We start from the raw sequence: 14,212 nt of genomic DNA, 5'->3' as shown, positions 1-14,212 counted from the left end.
GTCTCAAAATCTCATAATGTGGAAAGAAGGTGCGAAGTCTGTGCAACCCCGAGTGGAATCCGGTGTAACATTTGCGGCAATTCAGCCAACGGCGTGGAATGCAAGTGCTTGCTCGGGCATCTATGGTCTCTAAGGGGACGGAAAATCACGCCGACCGCAATTGGACGACGTGTTTCACCGCTATTTTAGGATTGCCGGTTCGAGCGTGCTACGCGAATGGGCTGATCCGCACGACGGGAGGTTAGCATGGTACGCCGCTATTTCGGGACGGACGGCATTCGCGGTCTCGCCAACAGGCATCCGATGACATCGGAAATTGCGCTGAAGGTCGGGATGGCCGCCGGGACCGTCTTCCGGTCGGGTACGCACCGGCACCGCGTCGTGCTCGGCAAGGACACGCGGCTTTCCGGCTACATGCTGGAAGCGGCCCTGATGTCGGGTTTCACGTCGGTCGGCATGGACGTGTTTCTGCTCGGCCCGATGCCGACGCCGGCGGTCGCCATGCTGACGCGGTCGCTCAGGGCCGATTTGGGCGTGATGCTGTCGGCTTCCCACAACCCTTCCAACGACAACGGCATCAAGCTCTTCGATCCGGACGGCTATAAGCTTTCGGACGAGATGGAAAAGCAGATCGAAGACCTGATCGAATCCGATTCTAAATCGCTGCTTGTCGACGCCGATCGCATCGGGCGCGCAACGCGGGTCGAAAGTGCGCAGGAACGGTATATCGAGTTCGCCAAGCGCACGATGCCGAAGCAATTGCGTCTTGCGGGGCTGCGCATCGTCATCGATTGCGCGAACGGGGCGGCATATAAAGTCGCGCCGGAAGCGCTCTGGGAGCTCGGGGCCGAAGTCATCAAGATCGGCGTCGAACCGAACGGCCACAACATCAATTTGAATTGCGGGTCGACGTCGCCGAACGCGCTCGTCGAGAAGGTCAAGGAACTTCGCGCCGACATCGGTATTGCGCTCGACGGCGACGCGGACCGTGTTGTCATCGTGGATGAGAAGGGCGAGATCGTCGACGGCGATCAGCTCATGGCGGTGATCGCGGAAAGCTGGCACCGGACGGGCAAACTTGCGGCGGGCGGCATCGTTGCAACGGTCATGAGCAACCTCGGCCTCGAACGCTATTTGCGGTCCATCGGTTTGACGCTCGCGCGCACGCCGGTCGGCGATCGCTACGTCACCGAGCATATGCGCAAGCACGGCTTCAACGTCGGCGGCGAGCAATCGGGCCATATCGTGCTGTCCGACTTCACGACGACGGGCGACGGATTGGTCTCTGCACTGCAGATCCTGGCGTGCGTCGTCGCCACCGGGAAGACGGTGTCGGAAGTCTGCAACCGCTTTCACCCGCTGCCGCAGATCTTGCGGAACGTGCGCTATGCCAACGGCCAGCCGCTGGAAGACACGCGCGTTATCAAGGCCATCGAGGGTGCGAAGGCGAAGCTCGGCGAAAACGGGCGCCTCGTCATTCGGCCGTCGGGCACGGAACCCGTCATCCGCGTCATGGCGGAAGGCGATGACGAGAAGATCGTGTCGAGCATCGTCGGCGACATCTGCGACGCCGTTCGATCGGCCGCTGCGGCGTAAGCGGCGGCCGTTGCGGCTCCCGAGATAATCCGCACACATATCGTATTAACTTTTCATTAGCATTTGGGCTTCTGCTCCGGCGTGTCAAATTTCGACGCCGATTAAGCTCGTCTTAAGCCTTCTTCGTAATATTCGAGACCGGTTTTAGTAGCCGGTCCGGCGCGTCGCGCTGAGCCGCACGAGAAGGGAAAATACATGCTCATTGCGCGCAAAGTACTGCTCAGCGCGGCTCTTGTTCTTGGCAGTGCTCTGGCGGCTTCGGCTGCCGACCTCGGCGGCACCAGTCTCAAGGATGCCCCTGTGATGGAAGCCATGCCGGCTGCGTCGCCGGGTTGGTATGCCCGCGTCGATGGCGGATATAACTGGTTCACGAGCCCGTCGTTGAGCTTCAGCGGCCGTGAGGTCGGAAATTCCAGCCAAGACGGCGCGTGGAGCATCGGTGGCGGTATCGGCCGCTATTTCGGACGCGGATTCCGTGGCGATATCACAGTCGATCATATTTTCGACTCCACCACCGAGTCCTCGCTTTACTATTCTCCGGGCAACCTCGTCGGCAATTCGAAGTTCGATTTGAGCAGCACTGTCGTCCTGGCCAACCTCTATTACGATTTCAACCGTGGCGGTCGCTTCGTTCCGTACATTGGCGCCGGCATTGGTTATGCGCACAATTCGACGTCGTCAGGCACGTTCGAGCAGTGCGGTTGCACAACCGAATATGGCGGAAAGTCTACCGATAATTTCGCGGCTGCTGCAATGGCCGGCATTTCCTGGCGCATTCGCAGCGGTGGCACGACCTACGTCGGCGGCATGAAGGATGAGCCGGTCGCTGTCAGCTCGGGCAACGCACTCTACCTCGATTTCGGCTACCGCTTCCTCTACCTCGGAAAAGCTGAAACGGCTTCATTCGATGCAGACACTGTGACGTCCAGTGAAAAATCAAAGGACATCACAGCACACCAGCTGCGTGTCGGTCTTCGTTACGATCTGAACTGATTGTTCGTCTGATTGTTAGTTTGGGCGCCGTCGCGCCTTCGAGAAGACCTGGAGCAGGGGCGCAGCACCTGTTTCCGTCCGGAATGCCAAAGGTGTGGTTTGTTGTGCGTGTTTCGCGTTCGCGTGTCCTCTCCCCGTGAAGCGTAGTGGGCTCCTCCTTCCCGGGGAGCCCACGGACACCGAAACGAAACCGCTGTTCCCTCCTAGGGCTCGGTTAGCGCAAGCGTAGCGTTGAGCAGAGTCTTTGAGTGGCGCGCATGTCAATGCGTGCCGGATTTGAGGGATCGAATTATGAAATCTGCGAAGGCGTGGATCGCCACGTGTTTTCTGTTTGCCGCCAGTGGGGCGCCTGCAATGGCTGCGGACTGGGGCGGCGTCAAGGATATCGGCGGCGGTGTTGCGGTGCCTGTTCCCGCGCCCGTTCCTGTTCCGACGTATGACGCGGATTCCGATTGGTACGTCGGATTGATGCTCGGCGGAAACATTTCGCAAAGCGCGTCGACCAAGAACACGAACATCGACTATCTTGGGGATGCAAGCCCTGGTTACTTTGCGAAAGACAGCAGCGACCTTCCCATGTCGCCGATTTTCGGCCTGACTTTCGGCCGCTATCTCACGCCGTCTCTACGGGCCGAAGTTGCGATCGATTACACGCCTAATTATCAGATCACCGATGATCACAAATTGGGATATTTCGCAACGAACTCTGCGCCCAAATTTGGAAGTCCCATCAGCATTGATACAAACGAGTATTCGATTTCGCGCACCGACACCGTGAAACTTTCGCGAACGACGGGCCTCGTCAACCTGATCTACGATTTCAATACGGGGACTCGATTTACGCCATACATCGGCGCAGGTGGCGGCTTCTCCTGGAGGCGGCTGCAGCGTTCGTATACGGAAACGGCCACGTGTGTCGGTGCGACCAACTCGATCGATGGCCCATATACGCCGGCGGGCACTTGCTCCGGCAACGCCGCTCTGCCGGGAAACTCTTCGACTAACAACGGTTCGACCAGCAAGAACCAGATCAATCTGGCGGCTGCCGTGCAAGCCGGTGTCGCCACTAACCTCACCGAATCCATCATTTGGGACAACGGCTGGCAGATGCTTTGGGAGGGCGGTGCGATCTCGTCCTCGGCTCCGTCGGCGGCAGGCGAAAACAAGATCGTCTACAAGGATGCCATCCTGCAGCAGTTCCGCTCCGGCCTTCGGATCAAGTTCGATTAGAATACGTGCACCCTTGTGTTGCTTTGGTGCCGGAAAGGCGGTCGTTCGCGACCGCCTTTTTTCTTTGGCGGGCTCCGTGCTAAGAGGCCCCGATGTCCGAACCTCAAAAGCCGAAAATCAAGCCAGCTCGCCCCTTCTTTTCGTCCGGCCCCTGCGTCAAGCGGCCGGGATGGAGCCCGGATGCGTTGAGCGGCGCTCTCACTGGCCGTTCGCATCGCTCCACCGAAGGTCGTGAGCGATTGAAGCTCGCGGTGGACCGCACGCGGAGCATCCTCCGTTTGCCACCAGGCTACGAAGCCGCGATCGTTCCGGGCTCCGATACCGGCGCGTTCGAACTCGCGATGTGGAACCTCCTCGGCGAACGCGGGGCCGATGTGCTGGCGTGGGATGTGTTCGGCCGCAACTGGCTCCGCGATACGACGGCCGAGCTGAAGCTTTCCGATCTGCGCACGTTCGAAGCTGAGCCTGGATATCTTCCCGATCTCGGCAAGGTTGATTTCTCGCGCGACGTGCTCTTCACCTGGAACGGCACGACGACGGGGGTGAAGGTGCCTGACGGCGATTGGATTCCCGATGACCGGCAAGGGCTCGTTATCTGCGATGCCACGTCGGCTCTGTTTGCAGAAGACATCGATCTTCGCAAGATCGACGTGCTGACCTATTCCTGGCAAAAGGCGCTTGGCGGAGAAGGCGCACATGGGATGCTCATCGTGTCTCCGCGCGCGCTCGAACGGCTCGCGTCGTACCGGCCGCCATGGCCGGTGCCGAAGCTTTTCCGGCTGACGAACAAGGACGGAATTCTTCGCGACGTTTTCGAGGGCGTCACGATCAACACGCCATCGATGCTGTGCGTCGAAGATTATCTCGATGCTCTCAGCTGGGCGGAAGGTCTCGGCGGGATCGATGCGACAGTCGCGCGGGCGCGCGCCACATCGTCGATACTCTACGATTGGATCGACCGGACCCCGTGGGTGGCGCCGCTGGCGGCGGAGCACCGGACCCGCTCCCAGACATCCGTTGCGATGCGGTTCGCGGAACCGGCGCTGGTCAATGCGTCGGAGGACGTGCGTCTCGAGGTCATGCGCAACATTGTGATGCTGCTCGAAGGCGAGGGTGCGGCCTTCGATATTGCCGCCTACCGCGGCATGCCGGCCGGACTGCGCATCTGGTGCGGCACTACGGTCGAGAGCCAGGATATCGCGGCACTTTTGCCCTGGCTCGAATGGGGATACGCAAAGGCAAGGGCTAAGGTGCTTCCGGCGTGAATTTTACTGGCGACCTTCGCGTAATCTGGTTAATAGCGGCCGTGTCAATGCCTTTTTCTCGCGCTTTGCATCGGCCATAATCGGCCGGGGTCGCCACTCGCCGAGGCGGTTCATCGGGCGTCGTCAACCAAACAACCAAAGGTCACAGCGAGATGCGTTTTGTCTTTGCGGCAGCTTTCCTGGCCGCCATGCCGTTCAGCGCGCGTGCGGCCGAAGTGCCGGCTACGTCGACCATCGACGACGTGACGGTGTTCCTGTCGGGCGCCGAGGTCACACGCATCGCAAAGGTGCATATCGACAAGGGCGAGCATACGATCGTGATCGGCGACGTGCCAGCGAGCGCCATCCCCGGTTCCATCAGGGTCGAGGGCAAGGCGACGGGCAAGCTCGACATCGGGTCCGTCGATACGGCGAAGAAGCTGCTGCAGCGTGCCGAGAGCGAGGCTGCCGACAAGCAGCGCAAGGTTCTCGAGGACACGATCCAGACGCTCAAGGATCAGCGAACGACGGTTGAAGCGCAGTCGCAGGCTGCGAAGACGCAGAAGAAGCTCATCGCCAATCTCGCTCAGCTGCCGACGCGGCCCGCTCCGCAGACGACAAATGCCGCATCGCCGCCGGATGACTGGCCGAAGGTTCTGGCGCTCATCGCACAGGCGACAGGAGACGCGAGCAAACTCGCGCTCGAAGCGGATCAGAAAATTCGCGACATCAACCGGCAGATTTCCGACACAGAGAAACAGCTCGCGGCGCTGGCGCCGGCACGGACAGAGCAGACTGAGGTGCGCGTTCACGTCGTCGCGCAGACGCCGCTCGAGGCCGATCTCAGTGTGCATTATCAGGTTCCGGATGCCCACTGGGCACCGTTGTACGATGCCCGGCTGCAGACGGGTTCGAAGACCGAGCCGCCGAAACTGTCGCTTGACCGGCGCGCGGCGATTACGCAGCGCTCGGGAGAAAATTGGGATGCGGTTTCGCTGAAGCTTTCGACGTCGCGGCCGAGCGACAGTTCGTCGGCGCCGTATCTCGAAACGCAATTCGTGGATTTCGAACAGGCGCCGAAGCCGGTGGCTGCTGCTGCCCCTGCCCCTCCTTCGGAGCCATCGCCGCGCTTGATGGCGAAGCATCGCAATATCGCTGCCGCGGATGCACTCGGCGGTAATTTCGAGCAGGCAGCGTCCGAGTCCGTCAACGTCGAAGAAGCCGTGGCGCAGCTGCAAAGCGCGCCATTCGAGGCAACGTTCGAGGTTCCGGGGCGCGCGAGCATCTCCGGAACGGGTGAAGCCAAGCGCGTGCTTCTCGCTTCGGAGGCGCTCGAGCCGGCGTTGAGCTGCCGTGCAGTGCCCAAGGTCGATACGAGTGCCTACCTCTACGCGAAGTTGAAGTTCGCCAAGGGCACGCCTCTGCTGCCCGGCACGGTTTATCTGTTCCGCGACGGCACGTTCGTCGGCACCGGTGATTTGCCCCTTCTCAGTCCGGGCAGCGAGCATGATCTCGGCTTCGGCATCGACGACCAGGTGAAGATCAAGCATGCGGTGCTGGAAGAAAAGCGCGGTGAGAGCGGGCTCATTTCGACGTCGCACGTCGATAGCCGGAACTTCCGCGTCAATGTCAAAAACATGCATGAGCGGGCCATTGACGTAACCATCCTCGATCGCGTTCCTGTGGCGCAGAACGACGACATCAAGGTCGAACTGACGGGTCGCGTTTCGCCGACAGTGCAGAACGTCGACGACAAGCGCGGTATCATCGGGTTCCAGGCCAAGCTGGAGCCGGATGAGGAAAAAATTCTGGAGTACGGCTATCGCGTTTCGTGGCCGGCGGCGAAGTCCGTCGTCTACGGACCCTGAGGCGACAAGTCGGATACTGGCCGGATCTTGGGCCGGATCTTGAATTAAGCTAGCGGAATTGCCGCGAGGCCCTGGCCGATGCCGGGGCCAAATCATGAGAAGTGAGAAGGTTGAACTAAATGGCAAACGTGGTGGTGGTCGGAGCCCAATGGGGGGACGAGGGCAAGGGCAAGATCGTGGATTGGCTGTCGGAGCGCGCCGACGTCGTTGTCCGCTTCCAAGGCGGACATAATGCCGGACACACGCTTGTCATCGGCGGCACGACGTTCAAGCTGTCGCTGCTGCCTTCGGGTGTGGTGCGGCCGGACAAGCTTTCCGTCATCGGCAATGGCGTCGTCATCGACCCGTGGGCGTTGGTCGATGAGATCGCGCGATTGACCCAACAGGGCATCGCCATCACGCCCGAGAATCTACGCATCGCCGAGAACGCGACGCTCATTCTTCCTTTGCATCGCGAGCTCGATGTCGTCCGCGAGGCTGCGGCGGGCACCGAAAAGATCGGCACGACCGGCCGCGGCATCGGCCCCGCGTATGAAGACAAGGTCGGGCGCCGCGCGATCCGTGTGCAGGATCTGGCGTCACCCGCGACGCTTGGTGCGAAGATCGATCGGGCGCTCGCGCATCACAATGCGCTCCGACGGGGGCTCGGTCAGCCTGAGGTCGCGAAGGACGAGCTGATGGCAGAGCTTCTCGCCATCGCGCCGAAGGTTCTTCCCTATACGGATGTGACGTGGGAGCTTCTCGATCAGGCGCGGCGCCAGGGCAAGCGCATCCTGTTCGAGGGTGCACAGGGCGCGCTTCTCGACGTCGACCACGGCACATATCCGTTCGTCACGTCATCGAACACGGTCGCGGGTCAGGCGGCGACGGGGTCCGGCATCGGCCCCGGTCACGTCGGTTATGTGCTCGGCATCGCCAAGGCGTACACGACGCGCGTCGGATCGGGCCCGTTCCCAACGGAGCTGACGGATGCCATCGGCGAACGGATCGGCGAGCGCGGCCGTGAGTTCGGCACCGTTACGGGTCGCAAGCGGCGCTGCGGCTGGTTCGACAGCGTGCTGGTGCGGCAGGTCGCGAAGGTTTCCGGCATCGACGGCATCGCGCTGACCAAGCTCGACGTTCTCGACGGCTTCGATACGATCCGTATCTGCGTCGGCTACAAGCTCAACGGCGAGCGCATCGAGCGGCTGCCGGGAAGTTCGTCCGCTCAGGCAGTCATCGAGCCGATCTACGAAGACTTCGAGGGCTGGTCGGAATCGACGCAAGGCGCGCGGCGGTGGGCCGATCTTCCGGCACAAGCCGTGAAGTACGTCCGCCGGGTCGAGGAATTGATCGAATGTCCGATCACGCTCCTCTCGACGAGCCCCGAGCGCGACGACACCATTTTGATGAAGGACCCCTTCATCTGAGAGCGAAGGGGCGGCGGGGCGTGCGGGCGCGCCCGGTCGTGATCATCGGAGGCTGACGGGCGAGGGCAGGGGCGATCGCAATGTTTTTCATCGCATCGAAGGTCGTCTTCTTCTGCATTCAGCCATCGACACTGGCGGTTCTCGCGCTTGCCGCTGGATTTCTTTGTCTACAATTCCGGCGTCCGAAGTCCGGCGCGTTCTTTTTGTCGGTCGGCTTCGGAATCATCGTTCTTTTCGGCTTCCTGCCCGGTGGGAATATCCTCGTTCTGCCGCTGGAGCAGCGCTTTGCGACGCGCGTTCCGGATGTGCCGCACGAGAAAATCAGTGGCATCATTCTATTGGGCGGCTTTGAAGACGGAGCGATAACCGACAGCCGAGGCGGCTTGGCACTCAACGAGTCGGCGGAACGGTTGACCGAGACGCTGCGCCTTGCGCGCGCGCTTCCCGATGCAAAAGTGATCTTCACCGGCGGCAGCGGGTCTCTTTTCGGCGGCGAGGGGATTGGACCGGAAATCCGGAAGTTTTTCGTCGACTCCGGCATCGAGCCGAACCGCATCGTGATCGAGAACCTCTCTCGGAATACCTACGAGAACGCGATGTTCACGAAGCCTCTCGTCAATCCCACTCCGCAAGACAAATGGCTTCTGGTCACATCGGCCTACCATATGCCGCGTTCGGTCGGCGTATTTCGAAAGGCCGGATATGACGTCGTGCCCTATCCGGTCGATTTCCGGACGCGCGGCAGACGGGATGCGGTTCGTCCGCTGGACAGCGTTTCCGCCGGATTGGCGCGAACGGATCTCGCCGCCAAAGAGTGGATCGGATTGTTCGCGTACTGGGTGTCTGGGCGGAGCACGTCGTTATTTCCGAAACCCTGATGCCGAAGCTCGCTCGCAGAATCGGGGCTGCATGGTTCAGACTTCGTTGCGCCGGCGGCAACAATTTCATGAGTAAAGTGCAGACCGACTTCTGAACATCTCCCAATAGCGTTGCTGCAAATGCGAAGGCGTTCTTTTCCGGAACAAACTCCTCCCGGTAAAGTTGATCGTGCGGCATGATGTGAGGAGACGTGCAGTGCACGAGATCATTTATCTGATCGGGTTGATCGTGGTCATTTCGTTTCTTCTGGGCCTTCTGGGTTTTAGATGATCGATGGAGATGCCACGATGGTTGAAATCGTCGACGTGCGCGATACGAGTCCGTTTCTCAGCTGGCGAGGCATATTTGCCGGTGCAGTGGCGGGAACGGCGCTTTACTTTGTTCTGATGTCTATCGGCATTGCAGCCGGACTGTCGCTTTTGTCTCCATGGCCCGGCCAGTCCCATACGTGGCTGGCCGCTTCGCTCGCGGCGGCGTGGGTGCTGATCGCGACGATCGCATGGTTTCTCATTGCGGGATTTGTCGCGGCTCGCGTGCGTCCGCGCGCTGCCGATGTGCCGCCCGATGAAGTCGAATATCGCGACGGGCTGCAGGGATTCGTTACTTGGGGCGTCTGCGTACTATTTGCCACCTGGATCGTGGTGAGCGCCGGCTCTGCCGCGCTCCGGGGCGAACACTCGGCAATTGCGAAATTCTCGAGTACATCGTCGAGCCCGCTTTCGCGAGTTCTTTCCGCGTTGGCCACGCCGCCAGAGGGCAAGCCCGTCACCAACGTGCAGCTTCTCAGTCCAGAGGAAGAGAAGACGATCGAAGCGGTTTTCATGAGGTCGTTCGGCAACGAGCATCTTTCTCCGAACGATAAAAACCTCGTTTCGTCGATCGTCGCCGCGAGAGCCGGTATCGCGCTGACCGACGCGCAAGCTCGTGTCGATACGGCCTATACCGATGCGATTGCGGCGCTCGACAAGGCGAAGAAGGCGACGGAGCTTTCCGGACTGCTCACCGGCATCGGTCTTCTCATTGGTCTTGCCGCGGCTTGGTACGGCGGCATACGCGGCGGCAGCAGCCGCGACACCAGCGTTCCCGCGCGCTTCAGATTCCGCGCGTTCTGAACGGGTGATTATCCCGAGCGAGGGATATCAGTTGCCGTTGTCCAATATGATGTAACCCCGGCGCCGCGTCGGGAGCGTCGGCAACGGTGGACCGAAGACCGGCTGTCTCAGCGTCCAATTGGGTCCCGCAACACCGGCCGTGCTGACGCCGTGGCCGTTCCAGCCTGAGTCCGGCAGCAGGAAGTCGTCGGCCGCAAACGTCGGTCCCGTGCGATCGACAGGCGCCCATTGGACGCCGCCGTCCGGGCCTCGGGGGCCGGAACCTGAGCGGGGCGGCTGGGCGACTGCGGCGGCGGCCGACAGCAGCAAAGAGGCTGAGACTGCGCAAGTGAAAGCAAGAGATTTCATCGCTCGGGTCCTTCGCATCGGACTGCGTCGCAGGCTGACTGCGGAGAGTAATCCTGCCCGCCAACAACTAAAAGACCGTTTAGCCGGATCCTACAGTCTGCTGCTTTAATGGCACAGAATGCGACGCCGCCGGCCCGGAGCGAGGGGCTGGCGGACGCCCTATACCGTTATTGGATCAATGGTTATGATGCCGTTGGAATTTGAATTTCCTTGCAGGATCTGAAGGATCGGAGAACTGCTGGCCGTCGAGTTCGTGGCATCATAAAGCGCCGAGAACTGCGCAATAAGCTTGTTCAGCTTGGTCGGATCCTGAAGGTCGGTCAGGTTCAGTTTATTGGTTATCATCTTCGCCTGAGTATCGATATCGGCGGCTGACATCATCGAGGACAGGCCAAGGGCAGTCTGGGTGAACTGCAACAGGGCCTTATCCGCGAGGATCTGATAAGCGGACGTGATGCCTGTCGCCTTCTTCTGGAAGTAGAGCGCAAGGCGAACGCCGTCACTCTGGTCTCCGGCTTGGCTTTCCATCGTCTGCTCGACGTAGCCGTCCATCGTCGAGACCATCTGGCTGCGGTCCTGCGCCTGGCCTGGCGGTACGTTGAGCGTCTTGCCGTCGGTTCCGAAATTGAATGCTACGGCAAGCGGACGATATTTGGCATTTTCAGGCTTATTAATGTAGCTCTTCGGATCGAGCGGATCGCTCGTCAGGATCTGGCGCAGATCGGAGGTCGAAAGGTTTGCGTCCTTCAATCCGTAGGCGCTGGTCATGAACGTCACGAGCTTGGGGTCTTTCAGCAGATCATCGACGTTGGTGATGTTGGCGATGGTGGTCGCGTAATAGTTGCTATCGGTCTCGGCCTGATCCAGCGCTGCCGTCGTCGTGCCGGCTTGCGTCATGTAGAGTTTGACCGTCGATTTCAGGTTTGCGTCCGTTTGGGCAACCTCAGCGGTCTTGGCATTGCCGTTTGAATCGAAGTTGAACGCCGCCGCCATCGCGATATAGGCGGGGTTATGCGATTGGTTTGCGAAGCTGTTCGGGTCGCTCGCGTCGCTCTGCAAGATCTTCGTGATCGTGTACTGCGAAGTCGTGAGCGGATCTATTCCGTAGGCGGACAGAATGTAGTTGTACGCCGTGCTGTTCAGTAAGCCTTTCACGGTCGTCGAAGCGGCGATCGCGTCCTGGTAGGCCTTGGTCGCTGCGGCGTCGGACGTGTTTTGGGCCGCGTTGTAGTTCGACTTATAGAGGTTGATCAGGGTGTTGACCTGAGTGGTCGTCTGCGCGGCGCCATTTTGGACCGAGCCGTCGGTGTTGAAGCTGAATGCCGCTGCGAGCTTCTGATACGCGGTGTTTTTCTGTTGATTTGCGACGCTGTTCGGATCGGAGAGATCGCTCGTCAGGACCTGGCGTATGAGCGTTTGCGATTCCGTGGTGGGGTTGAGGCCGAACGCCGTCAACGCAACATCGTACATGATCGGGTTCGACAGCAAGTCGTCGACCGAAGTCACGCCTGAAAGGGCGGTTTGATAATATTGCGTTTTGTATGTCGCGACCGCTGGGGCAGCATTCGTTCCGGTCGCGTTGAAGTACTGCGAAATTGCGGTGACGACGTTGCTCGACGATTGCGCCGTTCCATTCACGCTGCCATCGGCCGCGAAATTGAACGCGGACGCGAGCAGCTTGAAATTGGGGTTTGAAGTCGAGAGCGTATTGGCGACGCTATTGGGATCCGAGAGATCGCTCGTCAGTACGGCTTTGATCGTGGCGCTAGTGACGTTGGACGAGCCGAGTCCAAAGGCCGTCATCGCAAAGTTCAACAGACGCGAATTCGACATCAATTGGTCGACGGACGTCACGTTGCCGATCGCGGCCTGGTAGTAGGTGGCTTCGGTCACGGCGGCGCTGCCCTTGTTGGTCTGCTGCTGCGTGTACAAGCCAATCGTGTCGTTCTCTTCCGTGGCATTCTGGGCGACCGTGGGCTGCGTTGCGAGCGTGCCGTCGGTCGAGAATTGGAAAGCTTTCGCGAAATCGGCAAATCGCGGGTCGGTGAGCTTGTTGACGAAGCTCTGGGAGTCCGTCAGGTCGCTGGTCAGAACCTTTTTCATGAAGGCTTTGGCGTAGGCCATGTCGCTCAAGCCATATGCCGTCATCGCGTAGGTGAAAAGCCGCGAATTGTTCAGGAAGTCATCGACCGTTTTCACGCTGCCGATGTTGGCCTGATAGTACTTGGCGGCGTTCGACACATCGCTCTGGGCGGAAATGCGCGAGAGCGTTTTCGGCAGGTCGGCGGCGTAGGTCCGGTAGAGCAGGTATGTTGAGATCATCGCGGGCTTTCTGCTGCAGTCGATTCACGTACGCGCATTATGGTCTCGGAGCTTGCACTGGACCTGACAAGTTGTTGCCCGGCGCTCGATGAGTTTGGATACAACTCATGCGTCACGGACGGGCACGACCGATCGTCGACAGATTCGTGTTACGATGTCGTTACTGCCGGGAGCGCGACACTCAATTATCCGGCAATTCTCCGGGGGGCTCTGCAACCACCAGTCCGCGATAGCTCGCGAGCGCGCCCGGTTCCAGTTCATGGGCCAGAATGCGGAACGGGTTGACGGGGCCGGGGAAGACGATCTGGCCGGGCGGGACGGCGTTGAAGCCGAAACGTCCGTAGTAGGGATGATCTCCGACCAGCACGACGAGCTTGGCGCCGCCCTTGTGCGCGGCTTCGAGCGCTGCCGTTATGAGCTTGCTGCCCAGTCCGAAGGTGCGATGGTCGGCATCGACCGCCACCGGTCCGAGCAGGATGGCGCCCTTCGCGCCGCCGATGGTGATTTCCGTCGTCCGGATCGAGGCGACGACCTCGTTGCCGATGCAGGCGACGAGACAGAACCGTGACAGATGCCCTTTGCCCTCGCGCACCCGGTAGGCGGATCTCGCAAAACGTCCGGGTCCGAAGACGCGCGCATGCAACCTCGATATCTCGACGATATCTTCGGGATGCGCTTTGCGAATGACGATCGATGGGGACATGCGCGGACAGTCAGGCTCGAGGACGCCGGCAAGCCCGGCAGGCGGGGCCTTCTATCATGTTTGGGAAATTGTGCGACCCTCAACCAAGCGGCTAATTCGCTCGGCGGCCGGCTTTGTGACACCGGCCGGCAAGGAGGCCGGCGCGAAGAAGCCCGTTTGGAACGTCGGGGGGGCGGAAAGCCGCTGCCAGTTGCGGACGACGTATATTCCCGTCTGCCGGTCCGGGCTTTCGGTATGGAAACCGCGCAACTCGGGTTTCGAACTAGCCTCGATGCCTGCCACGTCGCGCATAAGGCGCCGGAGCGCGGTCTCGAGGTTTTCGCCGTTCCGGACCGTCGAAGCCGGCAAGCTCCACGCGCCGTCCGCTGCCTTTCGCACCAGGAGAATGCGGTCCGCTTCGTCGATGACGCACGCCTCGACGTCCAGATACACGCCACGCGTCAGCCGCCAATATTGCTGGAAGGCGCGGGCGACGAACACGCCTAGAAGGGGTCGGTCCTCTCTCAAG

Annotated in this window: 12 protein-coding genes; 8 read left to right on the top strand and 4 right to left on the bottom strand. The window is 60.6% G+C overall.

The window, feature by feature from the left end; translation table 11 throughout:
• The first annotated feature begins 246 nt into the window (after positions 1-246).
• From glmM to AB4Z24_RS04430, 8 genes are all read left to right on the top strand, one after another.
• Positions 247-1,596 (top strand): phosphoglucosamine mutase, encoded by a 1,350-nt coding sequence (glmM, locus tag AB4Z24_RS04465; RefSeq protein WP_441706205.1) that lies wholly within the window; start codon positions 247-249, stop codon positions 1,594-1,596.
• 195 nt (positions 1,597-1,791) lie between these two features.
• Entirely contained in the window at positions 1,792-2,589 is a 798-nt protein-coding gene (locus tag AB4Z24_RS04460; RefSeq protein WP_441706204.1) for an outer membrane protein, read from the top strand.
• Positions 2,590-2,880: 291 nt separating this feature from the next.
• Entirely contained in the window at positions 2,881-3,819 is a 939-nt protein-coding gene (locus AB4Z24_RS04455) for a hypothetical protein (RefSeq protein ID WP_441706203.1), read from the top strand.
• Positions 3,820-3,911: 92 nt separating this feature from the next.
• Positions 3,912-5,084 carry a phosphoserine transaminase gene (locus AB4Z24_RS04450; RefSeq protein WP_441706202.1) on the top strand — a complete coding sequence of 391 codons (1,173 nt, stop codon included), beginning with the start codon at positions 3,912-3,914 and terminating at the stop codon, positions 5,082-5,084.
• A 152-nt stretch (positions 5,085-5,236) separates the two neighbouring features.
• The gene (locus AB4Z24_RS04445) at positions 5,237-6,931 is read left to right on the top strand and encodes a mucoidy inhibitor MuiA family protein (RefSeq protein WP_441706201.1); all 1,695 of its coding nucleotides are present in this window, start codon (positions 5,237-5,239) and stop codon (positions 6,929-6,931) included.
• A gap of 119 nt (positions 6,932-7,050) precedes the next feature.
• Positions 7,051-8,340 (top strand): adenylosuccinate synthase, encoded by a 1,290-nt coding sequence (locus AB4Z24_RS04440; RefSeq protein WP_441706200.1) that lies wholly within the window; start codon positions 7,051-7,053, stop codon positions 8,338-8,340.
• 80 nt (positions 8,341-8,420) lie between these two features.
• Positions 8,421-9,218, top strand: a complete 798-nt coding sequence (locus tag AB4Z24_RS04435; RefSeq protein WP_441706199.1) for a YdcF family protein — start codon at positions 8,421-8,423, stop codon at positions 9,216-9,218.
• Between the two features lie 288 nt (positions 9,219-9,506).
• Positions 9,507-10,331, top strand: a complete 825-nt coding sequence (locus tag AB4Z24_RS04430) for a hypothetical protein (protein WP_441706198.1) — start codon at positions 9,507-9,509, stop codon at positions 10,329-10,331.
• Between the two features lie 27 nt (positions 10,332-10,358).
• Here the strand turns inward: AB4Z24_RS04430 and AB4Z24_RS04425 are convergent, their stop codons facing one another.
• The 4 genes from AB4Z24_RS04425 to AB4Z24_RS04410 form a co-directional block, all read right to left on the bottom strand.
• Positions 10,359-10,679: a hypothetical protein gene (locus tag AB4Z24_RS04425; protein ID WP_441706197.1), complete on the bottom strand. Its 321-nt coding sequence runs from the start codon at positions 10,677-10,679 to the stop codon at positions 10,359-10,361.
• A gap of 159 nt (positions 10,680-10,838) precedes the next feature.
• On the bottom strand, positions 10,839-13,001 hold the full coding sequence (locus AB4Z24_RS04420; protein WP_441706196.1) for a DUF1217 domain-containing protein: 2,163 nt from the start codon (positions 12,999-13,001) through the stop codon (positions 10,839-10,841).
• A gap of 181 nt (positions 13,002-13,182) precedes the next feature.
• The gene (locus AB4Z24_RS04415; RefSeq protein WP_441706195.1) at positions 13,183-13,704 is read right to left on the bottom strand and encodes a GNAT family N-acetyltransferase; all 522 of its coding nucleotides are present in this window, start codon (positions 13,702-13,704) and stop codon (positions 13,183-13,185) included.
• A gap of 54 nt (positions 13,705-13,758) precedes the next feature.
• Positions 13,759-14,211, bottom strand: coding sequence for an NUDIX domain-containing protein (locus AB4Z24_RS04410; protein WP_441706194.1), 453 nt, complete (start codon positions 14,209-14,211; stop codon positions 13,759-13,761).
• Between the last annotated feature and the right edge of the window lies 1 nt (position 14,212).

Origin of the sequence: Hyphomicrobium sp. 2TAF46 (assembly GCF_052114865.1) — a bacterium.
In the GTDB taxonomy this organism is placed as follows: Bacteria; Pseudomonadota; Alphaproteobacteria; order Rhizobiales; family Hyphomicrobiaceae; genus Hyphomicrobium_B.
Note: the sequence above shows the minus strand (reverse complement) of the source record. Positions and strands in the feature narration are given on the sequence as shown.